General features: G+C 35.6%; 21 protein-coding genes and 1 pseudogene. 3 read left to right on the top strand and 19 right to left on the bottom strand.

All coding sequences use genetic code 11. The features are described 5' to 3' along the window. Window positions 1-157: 157 nt before the first annotated feature. The gene (clpB, locus tag WFZ86_RS09605) at window positions 158-2,758 is read right to left on the bottom strand and encodes an ATP-dependent chaperone ClpB (RefSeq protein ID WP_342691740.1); all 2,601 of its coding nucleotides are present in this window, start codon (window positions 2,756-2,758) and stop codon (window positions 158-160) included. Window positions 2,759-2,912: 154 nt separating this feature from the next. Between clpB and ytxJ the strand changes: the two genes are divergently transcribed. Both ytxJ and WFZ86_RS09595 read left to right on the top strand, forming a co-directional pair. Next, the gene (ytxJ, locus tag WFZ86_RS09600) at window positions 2,913-3,302 is read left to right on the top strand and encodes a bacillithiol system redox-active protein YtxJ (RefSeq protein ID WP_342691739.1); all 390 of its coding nucleotides are present in this window, start codon (window positions 2,913-2,915) and stop codon (window positions 3,300-3,302) included. A gap of 76 nt (window positions 3,303-3,378) precedes the next feature. After that, entirely contained in the window at window positions 3,379-3,903 is a 525-nt protein-coding gene (locus WFZ86_RS09595) for a GNAT family N-acetyltransferase (protein ID WP_342691738.1), read from the top strand. Window positions 3,904-3,948: 45 nt separating this feature from the next. Here WFZ86_RS09595 and WFZ86_RS09590 read toward each other — a convergent pair whose 3' ends face one another. The 3 genes and pseudogenes from WFZ86_RS09590 to WFZ86_RS09580 all read right to left on the bottom strand — a co-directional run. After that, entirely contained in the window at window positions 3,949-5,115 is a 1,167-nt protein-coding gene (locus WFZ86_RS09590; protein ID WP_342691737.1) for a hypothetical protein, read from the bottom strand. A 2-nt stretch (window positions 5,116-5,117) separates the two neighbouring features. Next, complete coding sequence (locus WFZ86_RS09585) at window positions 5,118-6,119, bottom strand: DUF2157 domain-containing protein (protein ID WP_342691736.1); 1,002 nt, start codon at window positions 6,117-6,119, stop codon at window positions 5,118-5,120. A gap of 144 nt (window positions 6,120-6,263) precedes the next feature. Continuing rightward, a pseudogene (locus WFZ86_RS09580) lies at window positions 6,264-6,554 on the bottom strand (argininosuccinate lyase); the annotation flags it as partial. Between the two features lie 223 nt (window positions 6,555-6,777). On the opposite strand from WFZ86_RS09580, the gene WFZ86_RS09575 reads away from it, so the two are divergent. Continuing rightward, window positions 6,778-8,391: an energy transducer TonB gene (locus tag WFZ86_RS09575; RefSeq protein WP_342691735.1), complete on the top strand. Its 1,614-nt coding sequence runs from the start codon at window positions 6,778-6,780 to the stop codon at window positions 8,389-8,391. A gap of 80 nt (window positions 8,392-8,471) precedes the next feature. On the opposite strand, the gene argH is transcribed toward WFZ86_RS09575, so the two are convergent. The 15 genes from argH to WFZ86_RS09500 all read right to left on the bottom strand — a co-directional run bounded on the left by argH (window position 8,472) and on the right by WFZ86_RS09500 (window position 26,767). Continuing rightward, entirely contained in the window at window positions 8,472-9,752 is a 1,281-nt protein-coding gene (argH, locus tag WFZ86_RS09570; RefSeq protein ID WP_342691734.1) for an argininosuccinate lyase, read from the bottom strand. A gap of 159 nt (window positions 9,753-9,911) precedes the next feature. Continuing rightward, the gene (locus tag WFZ86_RS09565) at window positions 9,912-10,982 is read right to left on the bottom strand and encodes a M20 family metallo-hydrolase (protein ID WP_342691733.1); all 1,071 of its coding nucleotides are present in this window, start codon (window positions 10,980-10,982) and stop codon (window positions 9,912-9,914) included. Window positions 10,983-11,036: 54 nt separating this feature from the next. Beyond that, window positions 11,037-11,813 carry an acetylglutamate kinase gene (gene argB, locus WFZ86_RS09560; protein WP_342691732.1) on the bottom strand — a complete coding sequence of 259 codons (777 nt, stop codon included), beginning with the start codon at window positions 11,811-11,813 and terminating at the stop codon, window positions 11,037-11,039. 9 nt (window positions 11,814-11,822) lie between these two features. Beyond that, window positions 11,823-12,797, bottom strand: a complete 975-nt coding sequence (locus WFZ86_RS09555; protein WP_342691731.1) for an N-acetylornithine carbamoyltransferase — start codon at window positions 12,795-12,797, stop codon at window positions 11,823-11,825. Between the two features lie 65 nt (window positions 12,798-12,862). Next, window positions 12,863-13,624, bottom strand: coding sequence for a glutamate 5-kinase (gene proB, locus WFZ86_RS09550; RefSeq protein ID WP_315173428.1), 762 nt, complete (start codon window positions 13,622-13,624; stop codon window positions 12,863-12,865). Between the two features lie 102 nt (window positions 13,625-13,726). Next, window positions 13,727-14,923, bottom strand: coding sequence for a glutamate-5-semialdehyde dehydrogenase (locus tag WFZ86_RS09545; RefSeq protein WP_342691730.1), 1,197 nt, complete (start codon window positions 14,921-14,923; stop codon window positions 13,727-13,729). Between the two features lie 146 nt (window positions 14,924-15,069). Beyond that, entirely contained in the window at window positions 15,070-16,206 is a 1,137-nt protein-coding gene (locus WFZ86_RS09540) for an aspartate aminotransferase family protein (protein WP_342691729.1), read from the bottom strand. A 127-nt stretch (window positions 16,207-16,333) separates the two neighbouring features. Continuing rightward, the gene (gene argC, locus WFZ86_RS09535; RefSeq protein ID WP_342691728.1) at window positions 16,334-17,311 is read right to left on the bottom strand and encodes an N-acetyl-gamma-glutamyl-phosphate reductase; all 978 of its coding nucleotides are present in this window, start codon (window positions 17,309-17,311) and stop codon (window positions 16,334-16,336) included. Between the two features lie 280 nt (window positions 17,312-17,591). Then, window positions 17,592-18,791, bottom strand: coding sequence for an argininosuccinate synthase (locus WFZ86_RS09530; RefSeq protein ID WP_342691727.1), 1,200 nt, complete (start codon window positions 18,789-18,791; stop codon window positions 17,592-17,594). Between the two features lie 57 nt (window positions 18,792-18,848). Further along, window positions 18,849-19,466 carry a GNAT family N-acetyltransferase gene (locus tag WFZ86_RS09525; protein ID WP_342691865.1) on the bottom strand — a complete coding sequence of 206 codons (618 nt, stop codon included), beginning with the start codon at window positions 19,464-19,466 and terminating at the stop codon, window positions 18,849-18,851. 492 nt (window positions 19,467-19,958) lie between these two features. Then, on the bottom strand, window positions 19,959-21,140 hold the full coding sequence (locus WFZ86_RS09520; protein ID WP_342691726.1) for a hypothetical protein: 1,182 nt from the start codon (window positions 21,138-21,140) through the stop codon (window positions 19,959-19,961). A gap of 142 nt (window positions 21,141-21,282) precedes the next feature. Then, window positions 21,283-21,993 carry a YebC/PmpR family DNA-binding transcriptional regulator gene (locus WFZ86_RS09515; protein WP_342691725.1) on the bottom strand — a complete coding sequence of 237 codons (711 nt, stop codon included), beginning with the start codon at window positions 21,991-21,993 and terminating at the stop codon, window positions 21,283-21,285. A 95-nt stretch (window positions 21,994-22,088) separates the two neighbouring features. Then, window positions 22,089-24,116, bottom strand: a complete 2,028-nt coding sequence (locus WFZ86_RS09510; protein WP_342691724.1) for a carboxy terminal-processing peptidase — start codon at window positions 24,114-24,116, stop codon at window positions 22,089-22,091. Between the two features lie 6 nt (window positions 24,117-24,122). Beyond that, window positions 24,123-25,205, bottom strand: coding sequence for a glycine cleavage system aminomethyltransferase GcvT (gene gcvT, locus WFZ86_RS09505; protein WP_342691723.1), 1,083 nt, complete (start codon window positions 25,203-25,205; stop codon window positions 24,123-24,125). Between the two features lie 122 nt (window positions 25,206-25,327). Next, entirely contained in the window at window positions 25,328-26,767 is a 1,440-nt protein-coding gene (locus WFZ86_RS09500; protein WP_342691722.1) for a M20/M25/M40 family metallo-hydrolase, read from the bottom strand. Between the last annotated feature and the right edge of the window lie 34 nt (window positions 26,768-26,801).

Here is a 26,801-nt window from a genome sequence, read left to right as displayed (position 1 = left end):
TACATTTCTTTAAAAGAAAAAGCAAAAATACATGAATTTAAGTAGATTTTTGAATTCTTGTGTTTTGAATTACAAAAAAACACCAATCTTTCGACTGGTGCTGTTTAAAATGTTTTCAGAGTTATCCTAAAAGGTTTTAATTGTAAAATCAAGTTTATTATACCAATTCACTTTGATTTCTAAAAACGAGTTGGTTATCGAAGGCGTCGATCAAAACGATGCTATCGGTGGTGATTTTACCAGACAGAATTTCTTTCGATAATTCGTTGAGTACTTCGCGTTGAATGACACGTTTTACGGGTCTGGCTCCAAATTGAGGATCGTATCCTTTTTGAGATAAGTAGCTTATCGCTTCGGGAGTTGCGTCCATGGTGATGCCTTGTTGTGCCAACATTTTAGTCACGCTTTTCAATTGTAAGCCTACAATTTGAGCAATATTGGCGTTGGTCAGCGGGGTAAACATCACGATTTCGTCAATACGGTTGATGAACTCAGGACGAACGGTTTGTTTTAGTAAACCTAACACTTCTACTTTGGCAGCTTCGGTTGCGGCTTCTACACTACCTTTTAAATTCTCGAATTTATCTTGAATAATTTGGCTTCCCATATTCGAGGTCATGATGATAATCGTGTTTTTGAAATCGGCCAAGCGTCCTTTATTGTCTGTTAATCGACCTTCGTCCAGCACTTGAAGCAAGATATTAAACGTGTCAGGATGTGCTTTTTCGATTTCGTCTAGTAGAATTACAGAATATGGTTTTCTTCGCACGGCCTCGGTCAATTGTCCACCTTCGTCATAACCCACGTAACCCGGAGGCGCTCCAACCAATCGGCTCACGCTGTGGCGTTCTTGGTATTCGCTCATGTCGATTCGGGTCATGGCATTTTCATCGTCGAATAGATATTCGGCTAAGGCTTTGGCCAACTCAGTTTTACCCACACCGGTAGTTCCTAAGAAAAGGAAGGTTCCCACAGGTTTTTTCATATCCTGTAAGCCCGCACGACTTCTGCGAACAGCGTCGCTCACCGCCTCGATAGCCTCTTCTTGTCCTATGACACGTTTGTGAAGTTCATCCTCTAATTTTAATAGTTTTTCGCGTTCTCCTTGTAGCATTTTCATGACTGGAATTCCGGTCCATTTGGCTACGACTTCGGCAATATCCTCTCGAGTTACTTCTTCTTTAATCAAAGAAGTTCCGGATTGATTTTCCTGTAATTGATGCGTTAGCTTTGCCAATTTTTCTTGTGCCTCTTTGATTTTACCGTAACGAATTTCGGCTACTTTTCCGTAATCGCCTTCACGTTCGGCGCGTTCGGCTTCGTGTTTGAAGTTTTCGATTTCGGTTTTTACTAACTGAATATTGTCTACCACATCTTTTTCAGATTTCCATTTGGCATAAATTTCGTTGCGGTTTTCTTTTAAATTGGCTAAGTCCAATCCTAAAACTTTTAGCTTGCTTTCGTCTTTTTCGCGTTTTATCGCTTCGATTTCAATTTCTAGCTGCATGATTTTTCGATCGAGTACGTCGAGCTCTTCGGGTTTGGAGTTGATTTCCATGCGCAACTTAGAAGCCGCTTCGTCCATCAAATCGATAGCCTTGTCTGGTAAGAATCGATTGGTAATATATCGTTGCGACAACTCTACCGAAGCGATGATGGCTTCATCTTTGATTTGTACTTGGTGGTGTGTTTCGTATTTTTCTTTGATTCCACGCAAAATTGAAATGGCGCTCTCGGTATCGGGTTCTTCTACCATTACTTTTTGGAAACGACGTTCTAATGCTTTGTCTTTTTCAAAGTATTTTTGGTATTCGTCCAAAGTGGTTGCCCCAATCGCACGCAATTCTCCACGTGCCAAAGCTGGTTTCAAGATATTGGCAGCATCCATAGCACCTTCGCCACCACCAGCTCCTACCAGCGTGTGAATTTCATCTATGAATAACACAATATCTCCTTCAGAAGCAATGACTTCTTTGACTACCGATTTCAAACGCTCTTCGAATTCTCCTTTGTATTTGGCACCAGCGATTAGCGCGCCCATGTCTAGAGAAAAAACAATTTTGTCTTTTAAGTTTTCTGGAACATCACCAGCTACGATTCGGTGCGCTAAACCTTCGGCAATGGCGGTTTTCCCCACACCAGGTTCTCCCACTAGCATTGGATTGTTCTTGGTTCTACGAGTTAAAATTTGAAGGACACGACGAATTTCTTCATCGCGACCAATCACGGGATCTAATTTGCCGTTTTTGGCTAATTCGTTGAGGTTTTTGGCAAATTTATTCAAGGAATTATAGTTTTCTTCTGCAGATGCTGAGGTTACACGTTCCCCTTTGCGTAATTCTTCTATGGCAGCTTTTAGTACTTTTTCTGTTACCCCTTGATCTTTTAGGATTTGGGCAACTTTACTTTTAGAGCCAAAAATAGCCAGTATTAAATGCTCAATACTAACGAATTCATCATTCATTTTTTTGGCAATAATTTCGGCTTCGTTGAGCGCTGTGTTCGCACTTCTAGATAATTGTATTTCGCCACCCGTTACTTTAGGGAAATTTTGAATTTGACTATCTAAAATTTGAAGAAACAAAGGCACGTTAACGTTTAGTTTTTTCAATAGAAATGGCGCTACATTCTCGTCTACTTCAAAAATAGCTTTAAAGAGATGTTCGTTTTCTATTTGTTGTTGTCCTAGGCTTTGCACCAATTGTTGGGAGTGCTGAATGGCCTCTTGGGATTTAATGGTAAATTTGTTACTATTCATGATTGTTAGATTTGATGATTATTGTTCGTTGTAAATGTTTATTTTTGTTGAGAAAGCGTCAAAGGGTATTCCATTATAAATTTACGGACATTTTGACTGTTTATTTTTGAATTTGAGTATTATTTAACGACAAAAAGACATAAAAAGAGACAAAATGAGCCTATTTAATTCCTTATTTGGTAGTTCAGAAGAAAAAAAAGAGTCGGTTAGTAAAGTCAATTGGATTCCGTTGCAATTGATGGGACAATTAGACGAATTAACAGCACTTTCTAATGAAAAGCCCGTATTTATTTTCAAACATAGTACTCGCTGTAGTATTAGTCGATTTGCCTTGAAGCAATTTGAAAACGAATTTGATTTACACGATGTTATGGATGCTTATTTCTTGGATTTGATTACTTACCGTGAGACTTCGAATGAAATTGCTACTCGTTTTGGCGTGCAACATCAATCGCCTCAATTGATTTTGATAAAGGAAGGAAAAGCCATTTATGATGCCTCACATAGTGATATTGAAGCTAGTGTTTTGAAAGAATACGTTTAATTTCTTTCTTGGATAATAAGTTATACTACTATTCACTAGACTGAAAAGTATTAGATTTGAACATCAAAATAAATATATGACGACTATTGAAATAACAAAAGTAAAGCCTAATGAAATTGTTCCATTGCAAAAAATAGGGAGACAGACTTTTCAGGAGACTTTTTCTGATTCCAATTCTGAGGAAAACATGAAAAACTACTTGGAAGAAGGTTTTTCTGTCGAAAAGCTTACTTTAGAGTTACATAATAAAGATTCTGAGTTCTATTTTGCAACCCATGACAATGAAATCATTGGGTATTTGAAAATCAATTTTGGTGATGCTCAAACGGAGTTGAAAGATAGCAAAGCGCTTGAAATCGAACGTATTTATGTTGTAAATGCCTTTCACGGGAAGCGTGTGGGACAATTGCTTTATGATAAAGCCATAACTATTGCTAAAGAAAAAGGCGTTGAGTATGTGTGGTTAGGTGTTTGGGAAGAAAATGTGAGAGCCATTCGTTTTTATACAAAAAATGGGTTTGTTCCCTTTGACAAGCACATTTTTAAGTTAGGAGATGATGAGCAGACCGATATTATGATGCGATTAAAATTGAATAATTAACAAAAAAGCACTCTTTTTTATTTTTTAAAAGAGTGCTTTTTTTATTTAAAAACTTCCAGAAGCGCCACCGCCACTATAATCCCCACCACCAAATTTCAAGGACGATTCCTCTATTTTGGTTTCTGGTTTTATGCCAAAGGCTGCAACAGCTACCAAGGCTTCTGCGTTTATGAGATCCTTCTTTTGAGTTAATTTATCCACCTCAAAAGTGATTCCGCTAATTTTGTTTTTTAATTTCTTAATCGAAAAAGAGGCTATACTAAAAAGTAAAATTCCTCCCAATGTAATTGCAATTTCAATTGGCAGTAGTGAATGATAATATCGAATCGTAAAAATTGAAAAGGCAACGCAAAACACACCAATCCATAATACGATCTTATCCTTCGTTTTTAGAGCTAGTACCAAGTAAAGAACTGGAATTGCAATGGTAAAAAAGTAAAAGAAAAAGGCAAATGGAATGTCTTGGTCTGGTTCTAGATATACTCCGAGTAATTGAGAAGAGAGTTCTCTTACTACTAAATAATTGCAAGAAAGGTAGACTAGAATTAAGCAAAAGCTATTAGCTAGTACTAATCCTTTATGATAAAATAAGTGTTGTAAATGCGCTAATTTTCTTTTAGTAAATAAATAAAATAATATGCCAAATAGCAGAGTAGCAAATGGTAAAATGGTTTTGCCAATGGTTCCTATTTCTAATAAAGCATAGAAAAAAGTGGCACTTGAAGCGAAACAAAAGGTGAGAAGGGATAGAAGGTGTAAGAATCTTTTATACAGTAAAAAAGAAGCTATAGCCACAAAAATTGCAATAACTAATTCAAATTGATCTGAAGTGATTCCGATGGCAATGGCGAGATTTAAAATACTTCCTAAAATAAACGCGTCGTCAATACCATAATTTTTGTAGTTTTCTCGAGCCAAAAACTCAGCAGCAATCCATCCTATTATTGCAAAAAGATAAAAACAAAAGTTGAAATAGAATTCTCCAATTTGTACTCCAATGATTGAGATGGTGCCACAAATTGAAGCATAAAGCAAGCTTCCAAGGATGAAAAAAGCTAAGCGAAGAAGTAGGTTATTTTGTGACTTAAAAACAGGTAAATTGTTCTTTATGCAATCGGCTTGTTCTTGAGTGATAAAATCAGCATTCAAAAAAGTATCAGTTTCCTCAATTAAAACAATATTCGTCAATTTATTTTCGTCGTAAGCTCTCATTTTTAATTGTTTTTTTGTTGGTTGAACTTTTTTACCGATTGTATGAATAAAATGATAGAGCCTATGAAGTAAGCAGGAAGCAAATACATCAAAAGCTCCCAAAACCCATTAAAATCAATTACGTCAATTACTTTGAATAAAAGTACATTCAAGCCAACATAACCGTAAAGTAAAGCAAATACAAAAAGTGAAACGGCATTATGTTCTTTACTCATTTTGTAAAAATAATAAGAAGCTCCTCCTAAAAGCAAGGCAAATAGAAAATATAATGGAACTTCTTTTTCTGAAATTTTGCTAATTGTGGCAATACAAATTAGATGTAGCGCAAAAGTCAGATACAGTAAATTAAAATGTATTTTCAATTTGCTTTTTGAACTGTACATAGTCCATAAAATGAGCAATAACCCTAGTCCTATGGCAGAAAATGCGAGCGTATCATTGGAATAAAATTCGGTATCAAGGACTTTCTGTGGAGTTACAGTCAGACCGATACACGCTGCTAGACCAGAAACGGCAATACTAAGAACACTTTTGTTATCAAAATAATAGGCATAACAAAAACTAATAATTGTAGGAACAAGCGTGGCTATTCCATAATTTTCACCAAAGAGTGTATATTGAAATTGTAGATACCCGATGAAAATACAACTTAGAATAGCAATGAGTAGCACTAAATAGTCATAGATTGTATTATCAAAGGCAACTTCTTCTTTATGAAATCCTTTTGCTTTTTTGAAACAAAAATAAAGACTAACGGCAATTAGCAAAAAAAGACAGACAATTATCACATCGTGACCAATTGAGTCAATGTTTTGATAGATTAAAATTCCTATTCCTGAAGTAAAGAGAAGCACGGATAAATAAAGTAAAAGTCTTAATTCCGTGTGCAAAGAAAAAACACCTAGTTTTTGATACTCTTCAATGGTATCTAGTTGTTTGTCGGTCATAAAACCTTTTTCTAGCAATGCAGTAGCAATTTTACTCTTGTAAGTATTTGTTTTCATAATTTGGATTCTGGCTCAATCAAAAATAAGACTTTTGTTTTGATGTCACATTAAAAGTCTTCTTATTCTTCTTTTATTTTACAAAGTGCCAAAAAAAAGCCGTTCCAACAGAAAGTTGAACGGCTTTAGCTATTAGTATATTTTTTAATAAGTTTTTTGCATTTTTTCTTTTATTTCATCCAAACACAAATTATTGATACTTCCTTCGTGTGTGTGTTGGGTAGCTTTTGGTGATTGGTAGGTGCCATTTTCTAATTGTTCTGCTACCGCTTTGTAGGCGTCTCTAAAAGGCATTCCAGCTACTACCATTTCGTTTAAAGTATCTACGGTAAATAGATAATTGTATTTTGGATCGGCTAGAATGTTGTCTTTTACCTTAATGTCTTTGATGGAAAAAATAGCAATGTCCAAACAAGCTTTTAGATTTTGTATGGCAGTTTTTTTAATTTTGATCAAAGTTTATTTTTAAAGTGATTTTAGAATTTGATAGCATTAAATTTTTCTTTGCTAGTAAGTAAATTTTGTGTGAGAAATTAAAGATGTTATATGTTTTTTAGAATTTAGGTTATTTACTAGTACTGGATTGTTTTAATAAAATTTAAATTTTATTTTTGAAATGTTAAAGTCATTTTTTTCAAGACATATTTATTAAACACATATGAAATATTTTTTTTCGTTTACCCTAATCTTATGGAGTTGTTTTTTAATTGGACAAAATAAAATTCCAAACTATGAGATAGGCCATTTTGTTGATATGAACAAACAACTTATAAAAGGCTACTATGATTTTGATTATGAACCTGAAAAAGGACTTGATGTATCCTATGTGATAGGAGATAATTTTTCCAATGGTTACTATTTCGATAATAAAGGATTGAAAATAAGAGGGTTGTTGAAATATTCTATACAGGATAGGGCTCTAAAGTTTAAGCTTTCTAAGGACGATATCGAAAAATCAATAGTGGCAGATGAATGTAATGGTTACGTCATAGGTGTGGATTCATTTTCTGTAGTGAAAAATGTTGATATTATTGGGTTGTTTGGAGATTCTCCTTCGAAAAAAGGTGAGTTTGCTGAATTTATGAGTAAAGTTGATGGTATCTCTTTTTATAAATTTATTGCATTAGGAGCACAAGGAAGTTATGTAAAGTATGTTGTGAAGGCAAGTGATTCGTCAGATTATTTAACTTTTCCTTCTGGTTCCGGTAAATTTAAAAAAATGGCAATTGAAATTTTCGGATCAGACTCTACTCTTAAAACTGATATTGAAAAAGGTAAATATGAAGTTAAAGATGTCCCTTCTTTGATAAAGATTTTTAAGTACAGAAAACGATTTGAACAAAAACAACCTATTCTTTACAATGCATCTTGGGATGAAACAGATAATCCTAAGGAAAGTAATTATTATGCGAAAATTGAATCGGTTAAAGATTCTGTTTTTCACTTAAGTTATTTTTTTAATAATAATGTGAAAATATATGAGGGAGATTTTACTTCTTTTTATCCCCATCGAAAAAAAGGAACTTTTATTTTTTATTATCCAAATGGGAAAGTCAGAAAAAAAGTGAATTATTCAAGCAATAAACCAAAAAATGAAATTGAATATTTTTCTAATGAAAAAATACATAGAATTAGTAAAACTTTGTTTGAAGATAAAAGAATGATTTACGATCAAGTTCTTAATGAAGAAGGAATAACTATTCTCGATTCGAATGGTAATGGTAAAGAAGTTATATTCGATTCAATTCAGGGTAGAGAAATTACGTATGAATATAAAAAACATTTTTTGGAAAACATTTTTTATATTGACACAAATGGAGATAAAATTTATCAATTTTGTCAGAAGAATGCAAAATTGAAAGATTTAAAAGATTTACAAAAATTAATCAAAAACAATTTTAAATATCCAGTCGAATCTATTGATAAATACAATCATGGATATGTTTTGGTTAAATGTATTATAGAGCCCACAGGATTGGTTTCGGAAGTTAAGATTATAAAAGGTGTTGATGTTACTTGTGATGAGACTATAATAGATTTTTTATCATGTTTGAAAACTCAGTCTTATTGTAGTCCTGGAAAAGTAGATGGTGTAAATGTGAAGCAAGAAATTATTATTCCAATTGATTTTTCAATAAATGGATTTTCAGTCTATAAAGGACATTATTATAATTTTTGGCAGAACAACCATTGGATGTTCCAACAACAAATGATGATGAATCAGCAATGGATGAATCAACAAATGTCCAGAGTACCAACTGGTAGGTTTTAAAATTAATAGGAAACAATTTTATACAAAAAAACCTCATTTAAATTCTTAAACGAGGTTTTTTTTGTATTCTATTATTTTTATTAAAAAGTGTTTTCCATTTTTTCTTTGATCTCCTTTAAACACAAATTATTGATACTTCCTTCATGCGTATGCTGGGTAGCTTTTGGTGATTCGTAAGTACCATTTTCTAATTGTTCTGCCACAGCTTTGTAGGCATCTCTAAATGGCATTCCGGCAACGACCATTTCGTTTAAAGTATCAACGGTAAATAGGTAATTGTATTTTGGATCGGTAAGAATGTTGTCTTTTACTTTAATGTCTTTGATGGAAAAAATGGCAATATCCAAACACGCTTTTAGATTTTGGATTGCGGGAAATAATCCTTCTTTCAGTAATTGAAATTCACGATGATAGCCACTAGGAAGGTTGTTTGTGATTAAAGTGATTTCATAAGGCAAAGCTTGAATTTTATTGCATTTCCCACGGATCAATTCAAAAACATCTGGATTCTTTTTGTGAGGCATAATACTCGACCCAGTAGTTAAATGCGCTGGTAAACTAATAAAATCGAAGTTTTGGCTCATATATAGACACACGTCCATTGAGAATTTTGCCAAAGTCGCAGCCACGCTACTCATAGCAAAAGCGACTGTTTTTTCAGATTTTCCACGACTCATTTGTGCTGCAACCGAATTGAATTTTAAAGTGGCAAAGCCTAATTCCTGAGTAGTAAAGGTTCGGTTGATGGGGAAGGAACTACCATAACCTGCAGCAGAACCTAATGGATTTTGATCTACCACTTTCAAGGCGGCATTCAACATCGTGATATCGTCTATCAAGGTTTCGGCATAAGCAGAAAACCACATTCCAAAGGATGATGGCATAGCAATTTGTAAATGCGTATAGCCAGGTAACAGTACATTTTCATACTGCTCAGCGGATTCCATCAACAAATCGAATAGCGTTTTTACTTGCTCTTTGAGTGCAATAACAACGTCTTTCAAATATAAATTGACATCCACTAACACTTGGTCGTTTCGAGAACGTGCCGTGTGTATTTTTTTACCAGCGTCGCCTAGTTTTTCGGTCAATAAGTATTCGATTTTGGAATGTACGTCTTCAAAGCTGTCTTCGATTTCGAAATCTCCTTTTTCGATAGCTGTGATTATCTCTTGTAAGGCCAAAACTAAATCATCAGCTTCTGTTGCATTCAATAATCCTATTTGAGCCAACATTTTAGCGTGAGCGATAGAACCTAAAGCATCGTATTTGGCCAAAACCAAATCGAGTTCACGGTCATTTCCTACCGTAAAATGTTCGATTTGTTTGTCGGTTGGTATTCCTTTTTCCCAGAGTTTCATATTTTTTTATTTTTCACAAAGCACTACAAAAGTGAATAGAGTTTCGCAAAGTGTCTTTATTAGATTTAATTTCTCGTTTTATTTTATTCCTAGCCCCGATAGTAGTGAAAATCCTTTTATGGCGGGGTTCGCCATAAAAGATTGTAACGGATAGCGGGATTAGCTCCTAAAAAAATCTGTCAATATTTTAATGTACAATTCAATTCCTTCTTCGATTTCATTGATGTAAATAAATTCATCTGCCGAGTGTGACCGCAGGGTTTCACCTGGACCAAGTTTTAGCGACTGGCAACTCAACACCGATTGGTCCGAAAGCGTAGGAGAGCCATAGGTGGTGCGGCCTAACGCGATTCCTGCTTGTACTAATCCGTGTGAAAGAGGAATAGAAGAAGCATTGAGATGCATAGAACGCGGTGTAATCTCAGCTTTCACTAGTTGACGAACCGTGTCTAATATTTCTGCATTGCTATAACAATCATTTACTCGAATATCGACTACCAAATGGCATTCAGCAGGTACTACGTTGTGTTGTTTTCCTGCGTTGATTTGGGTTACTGTCATTTTTACAGGCCCTAAAACTTCTGATATTTTTTCGAATTGGTAACTGTTAAACCAACTGATGATAGGCATTGCATTGTAAATAGGATTGTCAGGATTATGATGCGCTGCGTGGCTTGCGGTTCCTTTTACAACCACGTCCAAAACCAAAAGGCCTTTTTCGGCAATGGCCAGTTGCATTAAGGTAGGTTCGCCCACAATGGCGCAATCAATTTCTGGCAAATGTTTTAGTACGCTATTCAGCCCGTTTTTGCCACTGCTTTCTTCTTCTGCAGAAGCGACCATAACCAAATTGTAAGGCAAATTTTCTTGCCCATAAAAATGAACAAAAGTGGCCAATAAAGCCACTAAACAACCTCCAGCATCGTTACTGCCGAGACCAAATAATTTCCCGTCTTTTTCTATAGGCTCAAAAGGGTCGTTGGTATAGCCTTGGTTGGGTTTTACCGTATCGTGATGCGAGTTCAGTAAAAGGGTAGGTTTAGCCGCATCAAAATGTTGATTATACGCCCAAATATTATTGTTTTCCCGCTCAAAAGGGATGTTATTTTGCTGGAACCATTGTTCTATTAAAAGCGCTGTTTGTTCCTCTTCACTAGAAAAGGAAGGAGTCGCAATCATTGCTTTTAGTAAGGCGATGGCTTCTTGTGTAAGGGTTGTTATGGTTTTCAAAATTTTTAATTTAACCCTTTCAAAGTTCTGAATTCTAAAAGGGTTGTTAGTAATCTATAATGTTATACTCGTACAAAGTGCGTTGTTGTCTTTCAATAGTTTGTGATGTCCAATTTTTATTTTATGAACGCCTTTGGACAAGCTGTTAAAGCAATTGTCGAGTTTTGGAATCATCCCTGAATGTATGGCGCCTTCTGTTTTTAATTGGTCGTACAGTTCTTTATTGATGTTTTCAATGACAGAAGTGTCATCTTCTGCATCATACAAAACCCCTGATTTTTCGAAGCAATACGTCAAAGTTACTTCAAATACTTCCGACAAAGCAATGGCTAATTCACTGGCAATTGTATCAGCGTTTGTGTTTAATAATTGTCCTTGTTTATCGTGAGTAATAGCGCAAAAAACCGGTGTTATCTCGTTTTCAATCAATGTTTCTAGCAGCGAGGTGTTTACTTTTTGTACATCGCCCACAAAACCGTAATCAATCGTGGGATGATTTCTTTTGGTAGACTGAATCAAATTACCATCCGCTCCAGAAAAACCCATTGCATTAGTTCCATTTGCGTGCAATTGTGCTACGATGTTTTTGTTGATTTCACCCGCATAAATCATCACCACAACGTCTAGCATAGGTTGGTCGGTGATGCGTCTTCCATCAATCATTTGAGGGACTAAACCAATACTTTTTGCCATTTTGGTAGCTGATTTTCCTCCGCCGTGCACCAACACTTTATAGCCTTCTATTTTTGAAAAATCGGCAATAAATTGTTGTAGTTCGGCTGGATTATCGATGATATTTCCACCAATTTTTACTATTGTTAGTTGTTCCATTCTTTTGAATTAATACTCTAAACTTTTGGTTTTATTAGGTAATCTTTTCAGTATTTTTTGTAAAACCAATTGTGCCGAATAGGTCCTGTTATGGGCTTGCTGAATCACAATGGAGTTTTCGCTATCAATCACTTCATCGGCTACAATCACATTGCGACGCACTGGAAGACAATGCATAAATTTGGCATTGTTCGTCAATTTCATTTTATCGGCAGTAACGGTCCAATTTTCGTCTGTATTCGTCACTTTTCCGTAGTCGTTGTAATTGCTCCAGTTTTTAGCATAAATAAAATCAGCATTTTCAAAAGCTTTGTCCTGATTGTATTCAATTACCGAATCCTTGGTGATTTCAGGATTCAATTCATAACCTACTGGATGCGTAATTACAAAATCCATATCTCTTTGCAGTTGCATCATTTCTACAAACGAATTGGCAACGGCCTGAGGTAATGCTTTGGGATGAGGTGCCCAAGTCAGTACTACTTTAGGTTTGTGTTTGGTTTTGAATTCGGCCATTGTAATTGCATCGGCCAAGGATTGTAGCGGATGCCCCGTAGCACTTTCCATATTAACAATTGGCACAGTGGCGTACTTTACAAAACCACTCAACACCGTTTCTGCATTATCTTTTTCTTTATCCGTAAGTCCCGCAAAAGCTCTGATGGCAATAATGTCACAATATTGCGAAACGACTTCGGCGGCTTCTTTGATGTGTTCTGAGGCGCCTTGATTCATAATTGTGCCGTCTTCGAACTCCAAAGTCCATCCTTCGGCTCCAAAGTTCATTACCATCACATTCATTCCTAAATTGATGGCTGCTTTTTGAGTACTCAAACGCGTTCTCAAACTTGGATTGAAAAAGAGCATAACCAATGTTTTGTCTTTACCCAATCTTTGATTTTTTAAAGGGTCTTTCTTTATTTTAAGGGCTTGTTTTACCCATTTCTTTAGGGAATCGATTTCTTTTATTGAGGTGTAATTCATAGCTTTATCTTTATTAGAATGCTGAATAAGCGGATTTTTAGTTTGTGATTTTTAGTGGCTCTAAGTTAAATAATTTTAGTAAAAGGGATTTCATTCCGCAGCGCTTTCCGCATAAAATCATCCTCTAGGCCATTCACAATCCAAGTCTCAATATTGGCTTTTTTGGCAATTGCTGCCGATTCTATTTTAGATTGCATACCACCAGTTCCGTGAGACGATTTTGTGTCACCTATTTCTTTTTGTAACAATGACAAATCCGTTACTAGTTCAATCGTTGATGGAAGTGCATCGTTGATAGAAGCTTTGGTGTAAATACCATTGGTGTTGGTAGCAATAATCAAAATATCGACATCTAACAATACGGCTGCTAAAGCGGCTAATTTATCGTTGTCCCCAAACTTGATTTCGTCTGTCGCCACCGTGTCATTTTCATTGATGATGGGGATGTAATTGTTTTTAACCAACACATTGATGGTGTTCACGATATTGACTTTGGATTGTTCTTTCTCAAAATCAGAATAGGAGAGTAGGCATTGTGAAATATGCAATCCTAAATCACTGAAATTTTCGTGGTAAATACGCATCAAATGGGGTTGTCCAATGGATGCAAGGGCTTGTTTAACAAAGACTTCTTGGTCATTATTGTCAAGTTTAACAAACTGTTTGGCAGCGGCAATCGCCCCAGAACTCACAATAATGAATTCGTATTGGTCTTGTAGCGCGGCAATTTGCATTCCAATATCCTCAATCTTTCCTCTCGAGATATGATTGGTTTCCTTGGTTAAGGTATTGCTGCCTAATTTTAATAATATTCTTTTTTTTGTCATTTTTTTTAACCGCAAAGGGCGCAATTTTTTTATAATTGGAACGATTAAAACGCAACGTTCGCAAATCTTTCGTCTAAAATCTATAATCTCAATTCTGCCATCTTATCTGACTTGTCCTTCTCCGTAAACATACCATTTGTTGGTGACCAAATGTTGTAAACCAATAGGACCGCGTTGGTGTAATTTGTCTGTGCTGATAGCGAGTTCTCCACCTAAACCAAATTGCCCTCCATCGGTAAAACGAGTCGAAGCATTATGATAAACGGATGAAGCATCAACGTTATCCATAAATTCTTGGGCTGTGGTTTCACTTTCGGTGATGATAGCAGCTGAGTGACCTCCGCAATAGGTATTGATTTTGGCTATAGCTTCTTGATTTGAAGAAACAGTACCAATTACAATCTTGTAATCCAAAAATTCTTCATACCAAATGTCATCTGAATCAATTGGTGGAATTTGAGTTGCTTTGGCAATTGTGGCATCTCCCAAAACAGTCACTTTTCGTTCCTGCAAAGCACGAATTAATTGGTTAGAAAAGACTTCCCAATTCGGTAAATTTATATCAATTATTACTTTATCTAAAGCATTACAAACTGATATATTTGAGGTTTTTGCGTTTATAATTATTGCCATTGCTTTATCTAAGTCAGCATTAGCGCTTACGTACACAAAATTATTTCCACGACCACTTACAATCACTGGACAGGTTGCGTGTTTTTTGGTGAATTCAATTAATTTTTCTCCTCCACGAGGCACAATCAAATCAACCTTTTGAGTTGGTTTTTCCAAAAAAGCTTGGGTTTGTACTCTATCGTAATTCAAGTATTCCACCCAATCCGTTGCTACACCATTGCTTTCTAAGGCCTGATGCCAAAGGCTTACAATCTTTTGGTTAGAAAGTAATGACTCTTTGCCGCCTTTTAAAAGAATTTTATTTCCGGATTTAAAAGCAATACCACCCGCTTCAACTGTTACATCAGGTCGAGACTCATAAATAATTAAAATAGTGCCAAATGCAGCCGTTTTGTTGTAGATTTTGAGGCCATTATCGTGAACAAATTCAAAACGAATTTTACCCACAGGGTCTTCTTGACTGGCCAATTGTTGCAAGGACAAAATCATACCGTCAATCTTGGCATCATCGACCAACAAACGTTTTTCCATTGCCAAATCTTCTCCGGAATAATTGGCTAAATCTTGTTGGTTACTACTTTTCAAAGCCGTTCGTTCCTGCTCTAGCAAAGCCGCCATCGTGGTTAAAACGGCGTTTCTCTTTTCGATGGTTAGTAGTGTATTCATAGTTTTTGGTTAGTTAATTTTTTGGGCGTGCCCCTCCCAAAAAAGGTCGGGTCGGGCTATCCGTTCCCGCTTCCCGATGAAAAATCGGGAGAGCTCCACTGCTCTCCCTCACGCATCGGACTGGCAAGGAATACTCACGCAGTTTCTTATTTCAATTCAGCCAACGACTCTTTCAAAGCAACGATAAAGGTATCAATTGCTGCTTTGGTAATGGTCAAAGGCGGTAAAATTCTCAACAGGTTTTTATTGTTGGCACTTCCTGTGAAAATATGTTTTTCCACAATCATTTTCTTGCGTAAAGCACTCACATCAAAATCAAATTCTACGCCCAGCATCAATCCTTTTCCTTTTACTTTGATGATTTCAGGCACTTGTTGGATGGCTTTCATAAAGTACTCGCTAACGGCATTCACATTATCCATTAACTTTTCGCTCTTGATAACATCCAAAACGGCAATTCCAGCGGCACAAGCCAAATGACTTCCGCCAAAAGTAGTGCCTAGTAAGCCATAACTCGCTTTGAAATGTGGAGCAATCAAAATTCCTCCAATTGGGAAACCGTTGCCCATTCCTTTTGCCAAACAAATGATATCCGCTTTGATGTTATGGTACTGATGCGCAAAAAACTTCCCGCTTCTTCCATAACCCGATTGTACTTCGTCTAGAATCAAAACGGCTTCGTATTGTTTGCACAGTTTTTCTAAGGCTTGGAAAAATTCAGTAGTGCCTTCATCTAATCCGCCCACACCTTGAATGCCTTCAATAATCACGGTGCACACATCGCCTTTTTGTAATTCGGTTTCCACCAAATCAATTTGGTTCAATGGCAAAAAGGTAACGACTTGTTGGGCGTTAATGGGCGCTACAATTTTTTTGTTATCGGTTACTGCCACTGCTGCCGATGTTCTTCCGTGAAAAGAGTTGTCGAAAGCAATCACTCTCGATTTTCCGTTGTGAAAAGAGGCTAATTTTAGTGCGTTTTCATTGGCTTCGGCTCCTGAGCTGCACAAAAACAAAGCGTAATCATCATAGCCTGATAATTCACCTAGTTTTTGGGCTAATTCTACTTGTAACGGATTTTGGATAGCATTAGAATAGAATCCAATACTGTCCAATTGTTCTTTTACTTTCGCCACATAATGCTGTTGGGTGTGCCCAATGGAGATGACTCCGTGGCCGCTGTATAAATCTAAATATTCTACACCGTTTTCATCCGTAATGGTGCAGTCTACTGCTTTTACAGGCGTGATGTTGTATAATGGGTAAACGTCGAATAGGTTCATTGTTGTTGTAATTTAAAGATTTAAATAATTTAAAAATTTAAAGATTTGTATGTGTTACTGAATGATTTAAACTTTATGGATGTCATAATCCTTAAATTCTTCAATCTTTTAATCTTTCAATTTTTTTTTAAAATCCACTTGGTTTCAAATGCAATCCGGTACTTTCGTCTAGTCCAAAGAGCAAGTTCATATTTTGAATGGCTTGACCTGAGGCGCCTTTGACTAAGTTATCGATAATCGAAGTAATCAATATCCGGTTGCCTTTTTTCATCAAACTAATGATGCATTTATTGGTTTGAACGACTTGTTTTAAATTGATATTGGTTGTGGTTACGGTTACAAACGGTTCGTTTTTGTAAAAGGCCTCATATTTGGCCACAACATCCTCTAAACTTTCCTCACAATGGGTGTAGAAAGTGGCAAAAATTCCTCTTGGGAAATCGCCTCTGTTGGGAATGAAAAGCAATTCGTTTTTGAAATCTTTTTGCAATTGGTGCAAACTTTCGCCTATTTCTCCCAAATGTTGGTGTTCAAAAGCTTTGTAATGCGACATATTGTTGTTTCTCCAACTAAAGTGTGAAGTTTCTGAAAGACTCACTCCAGCTCCCGTACTTCCGGTTGTGGCATTGATGTGCACATCGCTATTGAGTAATTTGGCTTCCGCCAAAGGCAATAAAGCCAATTGAATGGCGGTGGCAAAACAACCCGGATTGGCGATGAATTGCCCGTTTTTAATGGCTTTTTTATTTAATTCTGGTAAGCCGTATATGAATTTTTTACCCTCAAAAATCGAGTCTTTTTCTAACCTAAAATCATTGCCTAAATCAATGATTTTAGTATGGCTGGCAAATTTATTTTCGGTTAAAAAAGCTTTGGATTTGCCGTGACCTAAGCACAGAAAAAGAACGTTTACATTGGGGTTGATGGTATCTGTAAAATTCATTTCGATATCGCCCAACACATCTTGATGCGCAACGGAAAGAGGTTTGCCAGCATTGGTAGTGCTGTATACAAAGTCGAGTTTGGCGTTGGGATGAAACATCAAGATTCTGATGAGTTCGCCAGCCGTATAACCCGAACCGCCAATAATTCCAACATTAATCATAATTTTTATTTTTAAATATGTTGTAAAACTGAATGCGTTTTGTTGCTTTTCCTGCAAGGTCTTTTTTTGACCTTGTAGGTATGTTTTAGGCTATTTAATACCTACAAGGTTTGAAAAAAACCTTGCAGGACAAACCTGAAAATCCTACTATTTCCTCTTTAGCCCCGATAGTAGTGGAAATCTTTTGTTGGCTGGGGTTCAGCCTACAAAGATTGCAGCGGATAGCGGGAACTAATGTCTCCAAAAATGCCTGAACTTTCGCTCCTAATGAATTATTATACTATTCGTAAGTTTCTTGATTCACAGATGAAAATATGTTTTGCGCATTGCCAAGAATTTTGATGAATCCTTTGGCATCGTCAGACGTCCAAGCATTGTTCATTTCACCGTATTGACCGAAGCCGGTGTTCATTAAATCGTTTGCTGATTCGATGCCGTCTAAGCTGAAATGATATGGTTTTAAAGAGACCGTTACAGTTCCATTGACTGTTTTTTGACTGTCTTCTAAGAACGTTTCGATGTTGCGCATCACTGGGTCTAAAAATTGCCCTTCGTGGAATAACATTCCGTACCAATTACCCAGTTGTTCTTTCCAGTATTGTTGCCATTTGCCGAGTGTATGTTTTTCTAACAAATGGTGAGCTTTGATGATGATTAATGGGGCTGCGGCCTCAAAACCAACTCTTCCTTTGATGCCGATAATGGTATCGCCCACGTGGATGTCTCTTCCGATGGCGTAAGCGCTAGCCAATTTTTCTAAGGCCACAATATTATTAGAAGGTTTGTCTGCTTTGCCATTTATCGCAACCAATTCTCCTTTTTGGAATTCTAAAGTTACTTTCTCTTCACCTTCTTTTTGCAATTGCGAAGGGTAAGCCTCGCTTGGCAAAGGTTGTCCTGAAGTTAAGGTTTCTTTTCCGCCCACACTGGTTCCCCAAAGGCCTTTGTTGATAGAATATTGTGCTTTTTCCCAAGAATAATGCACACCATTTTTGGCCAAATAATCTACTTCTTCCTGACGAGATAGTTTTAAATCACGAATAGGAGTAATGATTTCGATTTCGGGAGCGATGGTTTGGAAAATTAAGTCAAAACGAATTTGGTCATTTCCTGCACCGGTGCTTCCGTGTGCGATGGCTGTTGCTCCAACGGATTTGGCATATTTTATGGCTTCGATGGCTTGAAAAACACGCTCGGCACTAACTGATAACGGATAGGTGTTGTTTTTTAGGACATTCCCATAAATCAAGTATTTGATGGCTTTGTCGTAATATTTGTCTAAAATGGTAAGGTTGGCGTGTTTGGCGCTTCCTAATTCGTAGGCTCTATCTTCTATGGCTTTTAGTTCTGCTTCATCAAATCCACCTGTGTTAATTAAAACGGTATGTACTTCGAATCCTTTTTCGTTTTTTAAATATTTTAGGCAATACGAAGTGTCTAATCCTCCGCTATAAGCTAATACTACTTTTTTATTTTCCATTGTATATATTTTAATGTTTTGTGTCTGACAAAACGTTGTTTTTTATTTTTTGAACTATTATTTTTTTAAGAAAAGGGCTTGTTTAATCTCTTTTAAACGATTCCAAATCCGGACATTGAACGGGTGTTTGGGGGGATTTTTTTGTTTTTCTTTGGGATCGTACAGCATTCCTGTGCATAAACACATTTTGTAGTCTTTGCTTTTTAGGATTTCAAAATTGGTGCAAGTTTGACAGCCTTTCCAAAAAGTAGGGTCGGTAGTCAATTGAGAAAAAGGAACGGGCTTGTATCCTAAATCGGAATTGATTTTCATTACCGCTAATCCAGTGGTTATACCGAAAACTTTTGCTTCTGGGTATTTTCGTTGAGAATACTCAAAAACGAATGTTTTGATTTTTTTGGCTAATCCTAAATTTCTAAAGTCTGGGTGTACAATCAACCCCGAATGGGCTACAAATTGTCCGTGTTGCCAAGATTCGATATAACAAAAACCTGCAAATTTTCCATCGATTATGGCGATAACCGCATTTTCGGTTTCCATTTTCTTTTGGATGTATTCTGGGGTTCTTTTGGCTATTCCCGTTCCTCTTTGTAAGGCCGAGGTTTCAATTGTATCACAAATTTCTGCTGCAAATGCATAGTGCTCTTTTTGTGCTACTACTATAGAAATATTCATTTCGGAATTCGATTTAGAGGTTAAAAATCGTTTGGTTCTTTTTTTTAAAGCAATCATAGTCAATGAGCTATTAAAAGTAACATGTTTTATCAAATATTTTGTTACAAATACTTGAAATGCTGTTGCTTATAAAATTATATTGAGTTTCAGTCAGATTTGAAACTCCATTAAAAAATGGATTTGATTTCAAAATGGTAAAAATGAAAAAGGATAAAATATAGAAAACACTTTTTTGGAAACTATAGACATAGCATCCGCACTTCGGGAGAAGTGGCAAGTAAATTTATCCGGTAGATAGAAGTTATATGTAAACTTGTATTTTTCATCGATGCAAATTTACGACATAAAATTTTATAAAAAATCAAATTTTACTTAAAATTGTTAAATTTCAACAAAATTTATTTTTTAAAGCAAAAAAAGTGATCTTGAAAGTCAAAATCACTTTTTTTATGGTAATAGTGGAAAGAATTGTTTTTTGAAAAGCTATTTTTCTTATTCGAATCGGTTAGTATTCATAATATCTTTAATTTTTGACTTTAAATCCTCTCCTGTATCATACACCATTTGTTCTGAAGTAGGAAAAGGTACTGCCCTACGATCAAAGGTAGCATAGTAACTTTCTTCTGATGCTCTTCGATCTCCTTTATAAGTGGCATAAATGTTTTCGAAAACAAATTCACTTGTAACAGGATAAGATTGAAGTAATTGATTGCCTTTTGTACTTACAAATTCAACTTTTGCGGTTACTTGACACGTTTTAAGTTGACGATATTCATAGATTTGAACCGTCACTTTTTTGAAGTTATCTACCAAAACCTCTTTGCCCTTTTCGTCTAACACTACTTTACCGTTAGCATCGACTACTTTTTTGTAACCATCTTTTATATCGCGTTCTTTGATGAATTCGCGTTCTTTGATTTGTTCTGGCGATACTAAAATGTTTCGGAACAGAATCATCATAGAAAAGTCGTATTTGGTTCCTTTTTGAGGAGCATTGTGATACACAATCCAAGGATTATTCAAACGGTAAGTACTGAAGTCCAATAAATCGGTTTGTAAACGCGCTGGAATAATCATATTGGTTTCGTTTTTTGTTTTTACCAAAACAAAATCGGTTCCTTTGAATTTGGCCTCGTCTAGTAATCGGTTTACTTCTTTATAGTTAGGGCTAATTTTGTTGAGATACGTTAATTCATCAAAAGCGTTTCTGAAATTAATTTTAGTATTGGTCTTCATTAATTGTAATGCGCTTTTGTATAAGTATTCTGCTAAAGCATTTTTACTCGATACGATTTGATTGTTGTAATTTTCAAAAGGGAAAATAGCGTTTCGATTTTCTTTTAGCAAAAACAAGGGAAGCACCGGTTTAATTTTTTCTTGGCGATCGTTTAATTGAACGTAGTAGTTGTACAATTTTTCGATTTGATTGGGATTCGATTCGATATTTAGCATTTGGATGTTGTTCAAATCTCTTTCTTTGGCTTTTGCAAAGGCTTCTTCGAGTAAGTAAATATAATCTTGTTTGCTTTTTTTGTCTTTGTTGGTTCTTAAGTTAGCCAAGGCATTGTTAATGGCTTCGTCATAGTTTCCGTTGCTAACTAATTGTTGGGTTTGTTTTACTCCGCAACTGCTAATGATGAAAAAGAGTAATAGAATAAGAGTAGTTTTCTTCATATTTGATTTGATTTCTGGGGTTAAGGTTTGATTTTGACTCTTTTGGTATGGCCAAATATAGTGCCAAAAAAAAAATCCGACAATTCAATTTGTCGGATTTTTTTTTTGTAATTCAAAAGCAATTTTTGGTTGCTTATATTTATTATTCTTCCATGGTGTGATACACGTTCATCACGTCATCATCTTCTTCAAGTTTTTCAATCAATTTTTCTACATCGGCTATTTCGGCTTCCGTAAGTTTTTTAGTAATTTGAGGAATTCTTTCAAAACCTGAAGATAAGATATCTAAGCTTCTGTTTTCTAGTTCTTTTTGAATAGTTCCAAAGCTTCCAAACGGAGCGTAAATTAAAATCCCATCTTCATCTTCAAAAACTTCTTCGGCACCAAAATCAATTAATTCTAATTCTAATTCTTCGGCATCGATGCCATCTTTAGGAATTCTGAAATTACAAGTATGATCAAACATAAATTCTACTGATCCTTGAGTACCAAGTGTACCGTTACACTTGTTGAAGTAGCTTCTTACGTTAGCAACCGTTCTATTGTTGTTATCTGTGGCGGTTTCTATCAAAACTGCAATTCCGTGAGGAGCATACCCTTCAAACAAAACTTCTTTGTAATTGGCAGTATCTTTATCGGTTGCTTTTTTAATAGCGCGTTCTACGTTGTCTTTAGGCATATTGGCTGCCTTTGCGTTCTGAATAACGGCTCTTAGTCTAGAATTAGCGTCAGGATTTGGACCGCCTTCTTTTACAGCCATTACAATATCTTTACCAATTCTAGTAAAGGCTTTGGCCATTGCTGACCAACGTTTCATTTTTCTACCTTTTCGGAATTCAAAAGCTCTTCCCATTTCTATTTTTATTTTGAACTGCAAAAATACAGTTATTCCTTATTTTACCAAATTCATTTTGGATTCTTTTGTTGTATTTTTTATGATGCAATCAACTATTTTAGTACAAAATAATCGTTGATGATTTGAATGGCTTCATTTAAATAATGATTGTTTTTTAAAACTTTGATTTGCTTGTTTTTAAAGGCTCTTTCTGACGGGTAAACCCCTAAAAGAGATTCGTTGAAAGAAGAGTTTTTCACATTCAAATTGATGCTCTCGTCTTTGAAATCGTTGATGTTTTCCCATAGCGTAGTAACTGCTTTTTGTTCTTCGAAAACAGTATCAATTTGCATTGGGATTACTGTTTTTGGAGATTTAACTAATTCGTCAATTCTTTTATTCATAGTAATAACACTATTGAAATAAGGGCTGGCAAGTACACGTTTATGACTATTTTTGGTTAACTGATGAATCAATTTGTTTTTTACATAAGGTGTAAAACTAATCGAAGTAGGCAACACATCGTTTTTGAAAGCTGTGGGATAATCCTTTTCTTTTTGAATAATTGATTCATAAATAATGGGAACTTGAACATCAGGAATTACACCTATACTTTGGTGACTTTTGCCTGTAATGCGGTAGAATTTATTGATGGTTACTTTTACAAAATTTTCTTCTTCATTTTCTAAAGGGAGTATGGTTTGCATGGTTGCTTTTCCTAATGTACTACTTCCAATGACCATGGCACGATTGTAATCTTGCAAAATAGTAGCAAAAAATTCACTAGCCGAGGCTGTATTTCCATTGACTAAAATTATTATGGGCCCTTTGTACAAATAACCGCGGTATGGATCTTGAATAATTTGTTGTTTTTTGGTATTATCAACAACAATAGAAATTGGACCATGATGTACAAATAAACCTGCTAGTTTTATGGCTTCTTCCATAGATCCACCGCCATTATCCATTAGATCTATGACCAATCCATCAATATCGTCATTTTGCAATTTTACGATTTCGGTACCTACGTCTTCAGCGCATCCACTACTGTCTTTGCTTTCAAAGTTTGAGTAAAAACTAGGGATTTTGATGTAGCCAATTTTATTTTTGTCTTCAACGATATAGCTAAAAACCGTATTTTGTTCGTCCTTGATAACTTCTTTTTCAAGTGTTACACTAAAATTTTTTTCACCTTTTCTTTTGACTATCAAAGTGATGATCTTATTGGCATCAGAAACGATTAATTCTCCAATTTCCTCTAGTGAGGCACAAGTAACTTTTAGTGTTTCTTTATCGTTGGCGATGGAAAGAATTTGATCTCCTTTTTTGAGTTTTCCATTTTTAAAAGCGGGACCATTGGGATCTATTTCATCAATGATGATTTGATTTTTTTCATTTAAAGTCACCAAAAATCCCAGTGATAATCTTTCTTTGGATAATGAGGAAACAAAATTTGACTTACTGTCAACACTAAAGTAATTGGTATGTGGGTCGAAGTAAGTACAAAAAAACGAGTACACCTTTTCGGCAATAGTGCTTTTTCTTATGAGTTGAGCACTAATTTTGCACATCTCATTTTGAATAGCAATTCCTTTATTGTAAGCTATGAGTGATGTAATATGCGTTTGAATAGAATCTAAATTGTTACTACTAGCCGCTACTTCAGTTAGGACATCAAAGCGTATTTTTTTTCGCCATATTTTTTCAAAATCATTTTCTGTCATGTACACTGGAAAGACTTTTTTGTACATTCTAATGGTGTCTCGAACAGAAAAATCGATATTGTCTTTTTCTAATTTTTCTAAAAAGGTTTTGTTTCGAAGCAGGCCTTTTTGATAAATATTTTCGAATGTTGTAATGAATTGGCAATCTTCTTTTTGGATGAGATTGTCAAGCTGTAAGCGGTAATTTTTAGCCAAAGAATCGTATTCTGATTTAAAAAACAAATTACGAGCGGGATCTAAATCATTAATTAGATTATCAAAAATAAAAACCGATAGACTGTCGTCTACCGGTTTTGGTTGTACATGCTCTTTTTGAATAAGTGCATTTATTTTGGAAAGAATTTTACAAGCGGCAACATTATTTTGAGCCCATATTTGGCTAGATAACACTAAGGCTACCAGTAAAATTTTTTTCATGATGGTTTATTTTTTGTAGAAAGGGAGTTTTACCACTTTGGCAGGCACATCATTCTTTCTAATTCTTATAAAAATATCGCTATCAACAGCACTATTGGCAGTAGTTACATAGCCAAGACCAATTCCTTTGTTCATAGAAGGCGACATGGTTCCCGAAGTTACAATTCCGATTACGGCTCCAGTAGCATCTACGATTTCGTAATCATGTCTTGGTACGGCGCGTTCTTGCATTTCAAAAGCCACTAATTTTTTGGTAACTCCAGCTTCTTTTTGTTGTTTTAAGTTTTCTGAATTCGTAAATTCTTTTGTGAATTTGGTAATCCATCCTAAACCGGCTTCCAATGGAGAAGTCGTATCGTTGATGTCATTTCCGTATAAACAAAATCCCATTTCTAAACGTAAAGTATCTCTCGCTGCTAAACCGATTGGTTTAATGTTGAATGCAGCACCAGCTTCGAACACTTTGTTCCAAATAGTTTCAACTTGGTCATTTTTGCAATAAATTTCAAAACCTCCAGAACCAGTATATCCTGTTGCAGAGATAATGATATCTTGGAAACCTGCAAATTCGGCTACTTCAAAATGATAGTATGCAATGGAGGATAAATCAATGGTAGTCAATGATTGCATGGCTTCAACGGCTTTTGGGCCTTGTATGGCTAATAACGAATAATCATCCGAAAGATTTTCCATTACAACTCCTAAATCATTGTGTGAGGAAATCCAATTCCAATCTTTTTCAATGTTTGAAGCATTAACTACCAAAAGGTATTTTTCTTCTTCCATTTTGTAAACGATTAAATCATCTACAATTCCGCCATCATTGTTTGGTAAACAAGAATATTGAGCTCTTCCAATAGTTAGCGTTGAAGCATCATTAGAAGTTATTTTTTGAATCAATGTTAAAGCATTTGGTCCAGAAAGGAAAAATTCTCCCATGTGTGATACATCAAAAACGCCCACTCCGTTACGAACGATTTCGTGTTCTACATTTACTCCTTCGTATAGAATTGGCATATTGTATCCTGCAAATGGTAGCATTTTTGCTCCTAACCCTTCGTGTATGTGCGTAAGCGCCGTATTTTTCATTGTGTGTTTTTGTATAAAATTTAGTGGCGCTAATTTATTGATTTTATTTTGTGTGGCAAAGAATTAGCTATCGATATTCGAGTTTTGGATTTGTACTGTTTTTTAAATTATTTGCAATGAAATCAAAAATCATTAAGATTTTGAAATAAACGAATGTAAAATCGAATCATATTATGGTAATTTTCTATTCCAACGTGTTCGTCAAATCCGTGAATGTGTTCCAAGTCTGCATTGTTGAAGTGCATCGGAATGAATCGAAGAATATTGTTACAAGTAAGGTTAAAATGCCTTGAATCTGTTGAGCCTATTACTAATACTGGTGCAACAATGGCTTTTGGGAAAATTTCGTTGCAACTTTTCTCCAAGGCTCGGTAGCCCACAGATTTTTTTTTGGCAATGGGCGAGGCATTAACGGCTTCCCCTTTAAAACTTACTTTCACTTTCGGGTTTTTAATCACTTTATTCAAATAAGGAATAATGTCTTGGATGGAATCACCAGGGATTAATCTAAAATTAATCGTCGCAGAGGCTTTGTGAGGAAGTACATTTTCGGATTCACCAGAATAGAACATAGTAGTTGCAGCAGTGGTTCGTATCAAGGCGTTGGTAGAATATTTTTTGGCTAATTCTTTTTTTATCATCCCACTAAAAAGCCAACTGTTTTTGAAAATTATTTTTTTAGAAAAATCCATTTCAGGAGCAATCTCGTCAAACATTTTTTTAGCTAGGCCATGATAATGTGCGCGAAAAGGTTTGTTTTCGATATTGGCTATTGCTTGGCTTAACAGGCCAATGGCGGTATGCTTAGAAGGCATTGAAGAATGACCACTTTCTTGATTGATGGTCAGTTCTACGGTAGCATATCCTTTTTCGGCTATGCCAATAAAGGCAATGGGTTTGGCGACTTCAGGAATGATATCCAGTCCAACGCCAGGGCCTTCGTCTAAAATAAATTCGAATTCTATTTTGTTTTTCATGAACCAATCCGCAATTTCTTTGGCTCCATTGCCATAGGTTTCTTCGTCATCGCCAAAAACAAAATAAGTTGTTCTTAGCGGTTCAAAATTATTTTTGAGCGCATATTCAGCTGCTTCAAGTAAACCGATCAATGAAGATTTATCATCGAGTGTGCCACGCCCGTAAATTTGTCCGTCTTTGATTACTCCTTCGAATGGCGGGTAATTCCATTTGTGTTTTTGATGTTTGGCAGGCACTACATCTTGGTGTGCCATGAATAAATTAGGTTTTAAGTTGGGATTTAAACCTTCCCATTTTAAGAGAATAGAGTGGGAGTTGAAGGGTATTTCGATGCAGGTTTCAAATACTAAAGGATAGGTAGCTTTGAGAAATGCTTTAAATTTCTTGAATTCGGCATTGTAAAAGGTTAATGAATCTTTTTTAGAAACGGTCTCGAACTGAATGGCATTGACCAAATGCTGCGTAGCTGAATCGCTGATGACAATATTTTCGTATTTGATGGTCTTTTTTTTCTTTTTTCGAAGAAATTGAGCTTCTACATTAAAGGTGATTAATAAAAGAAATGCATAACAAAAGAATCTCATCTTTTTCTAAATTTTTAATGAAAAATATGGCGGT

The organism is Flavobacterium polysaccharolyticum (assembly GCF_038739875.1).
Classification (GTDB): domain Bacteria; phylum Bacteroidota; class Bacteroidia; order Flavobacteriales; family Flavobacteriaceae; genus Flavobacterium; species Flavobacterium polysaccharolyticum.
This window is presented reverse-complemented; position numbering and strand designations above follow the sequence as displayed.

Coding starts and splice junctions, on each gene's coding strand:
- clpB (WP_342691740.1), bottom strand. CDS start 2,758: ATGAATAGTAACAAATTTACCATTAAATCCCAAGAGGCCATTCAGCAC.
- WFZ86_RS09545 (WP_342691730.1), bottom strand. CDS start 14,923: ATGAATACACTACTAACCATCGAAAAGAGAAACGCCGTTTTAACCACG.
- argH (WP_342691734.1), bottom strand. CDS start 9,752: ATGAAACTCTGGGAAAAAGGAATACCAACCGACAAACAAATCGAACAT.
- WFZ86_RS09500 (WP_342691722.1), bottom strand. CDS start 26,767: ATGAGATTCTTTTGTTATGCATTTCTTTTATTAATCACCTTTAATGTA.
- argB (WP_342691732.1), bottom strand. CDS start 11,813: ATGGAACAACTAACAATAGTAAAAATTGGTGGAAATATCATCGATAAT.
- WFZ86_RS09595 (WP_342691738.1), top strand. CDS start 3,379: ATGACGACTATTGAAATAACAAAAGTAAAGCCTAATGAAATTGTTCCA.
- WFZ86_RS09540 (WP_342691729.1), bottom strand. CDS start 16,206: ATGAACCTATTCGACGTTTACCCATTATACAACATCACGCCTGTAAAA.
- WFZ86_RS09585 (WP_342691736.1), bottom strand. CDS start 6,119: ATGAAAACAAATACTTACAAGAGTAAAATTGCTACTGCATTGCTAGAA.
- WFZ86_RS09510 (WP_342691724.1), bottom strand. CDS start 24,116: ATGAAAAAAATTTTACTGGTAGCCTTAGTGTTATCTAGCCAAATATGG.
- WFZ86_RS09515 (WP_342691725.1), bottom strand. CDS start 21,993: ATGGGAAGAGCTTTTGAATTCCGAAAAGGTAGAAAAATGAAACGTTGG.
- gcvT (WP_342691723.1), bottom strand. CDS start 25,205: ATGAAAAATACGGCGCTTACGCACATACACGAAGGGTTAGGAGCAAAA.
- WFZ86_RS09525 (WP_342691865.1), bottom strand. CDS start 19,466: ATGAATATTTCTATAGTAGTAGCACAAAAAGAGCACTATGCATTTGCA.
- ytxJ (WP_342691739.1), top strand. CDS start 2,913: ATGAGCCTATTTAATTCCTTATTTGGTAGTTCAGAAGAAAAAAAAGAG.
- WFZ86_RS09575 (WP_342691735.1), top strand. CDS start 6,778: ATGAAATATTTTTTTTCGTTTACCCTAATCTTATGGAGTTGTTTTTTA.
- WFZ86_RS09555 (WP_342691731.1), bottom strand. CDS start 12,797: ATGAATTACACCTCAATAAAAGAAATCGATTCCCTAAAGAAATGGGTA.
- WFZ86_RS09530 (WP_342691727.1), bottom strand. CDS start 18,791: ATGGAAAATAAAAAAGTAGTATTAGCTTATAGCGGAGGATTAGACACT.
- argC (WP_342691728.1), bottom strand. CDS start 17,311: ATGATTAATGTTGGAATTATTGGCGGTTCGGGTTATACGGCTGGCGAA.
- proB (WP_315173428.1), bottom strand. CDS start 13,624: ATGACAAAAAAAAGAATATTATTAAAATTAGGCAGCAATACCTTAACC.
- WFZ86_RS09520 (WP_342691726.1), bottom strand. CDS start 21,140: ATGAAGAAAACTACTCTTATTCTATTACTCTTTTTCATCATTAGCAGT.
- WFZ86_RS09590 (WP_342691737.1), bottom strand. CDS start 5,115: ATGAGAGCTTACGACGAAAATAAATTGACGAATATTGTTTTAATTGAG.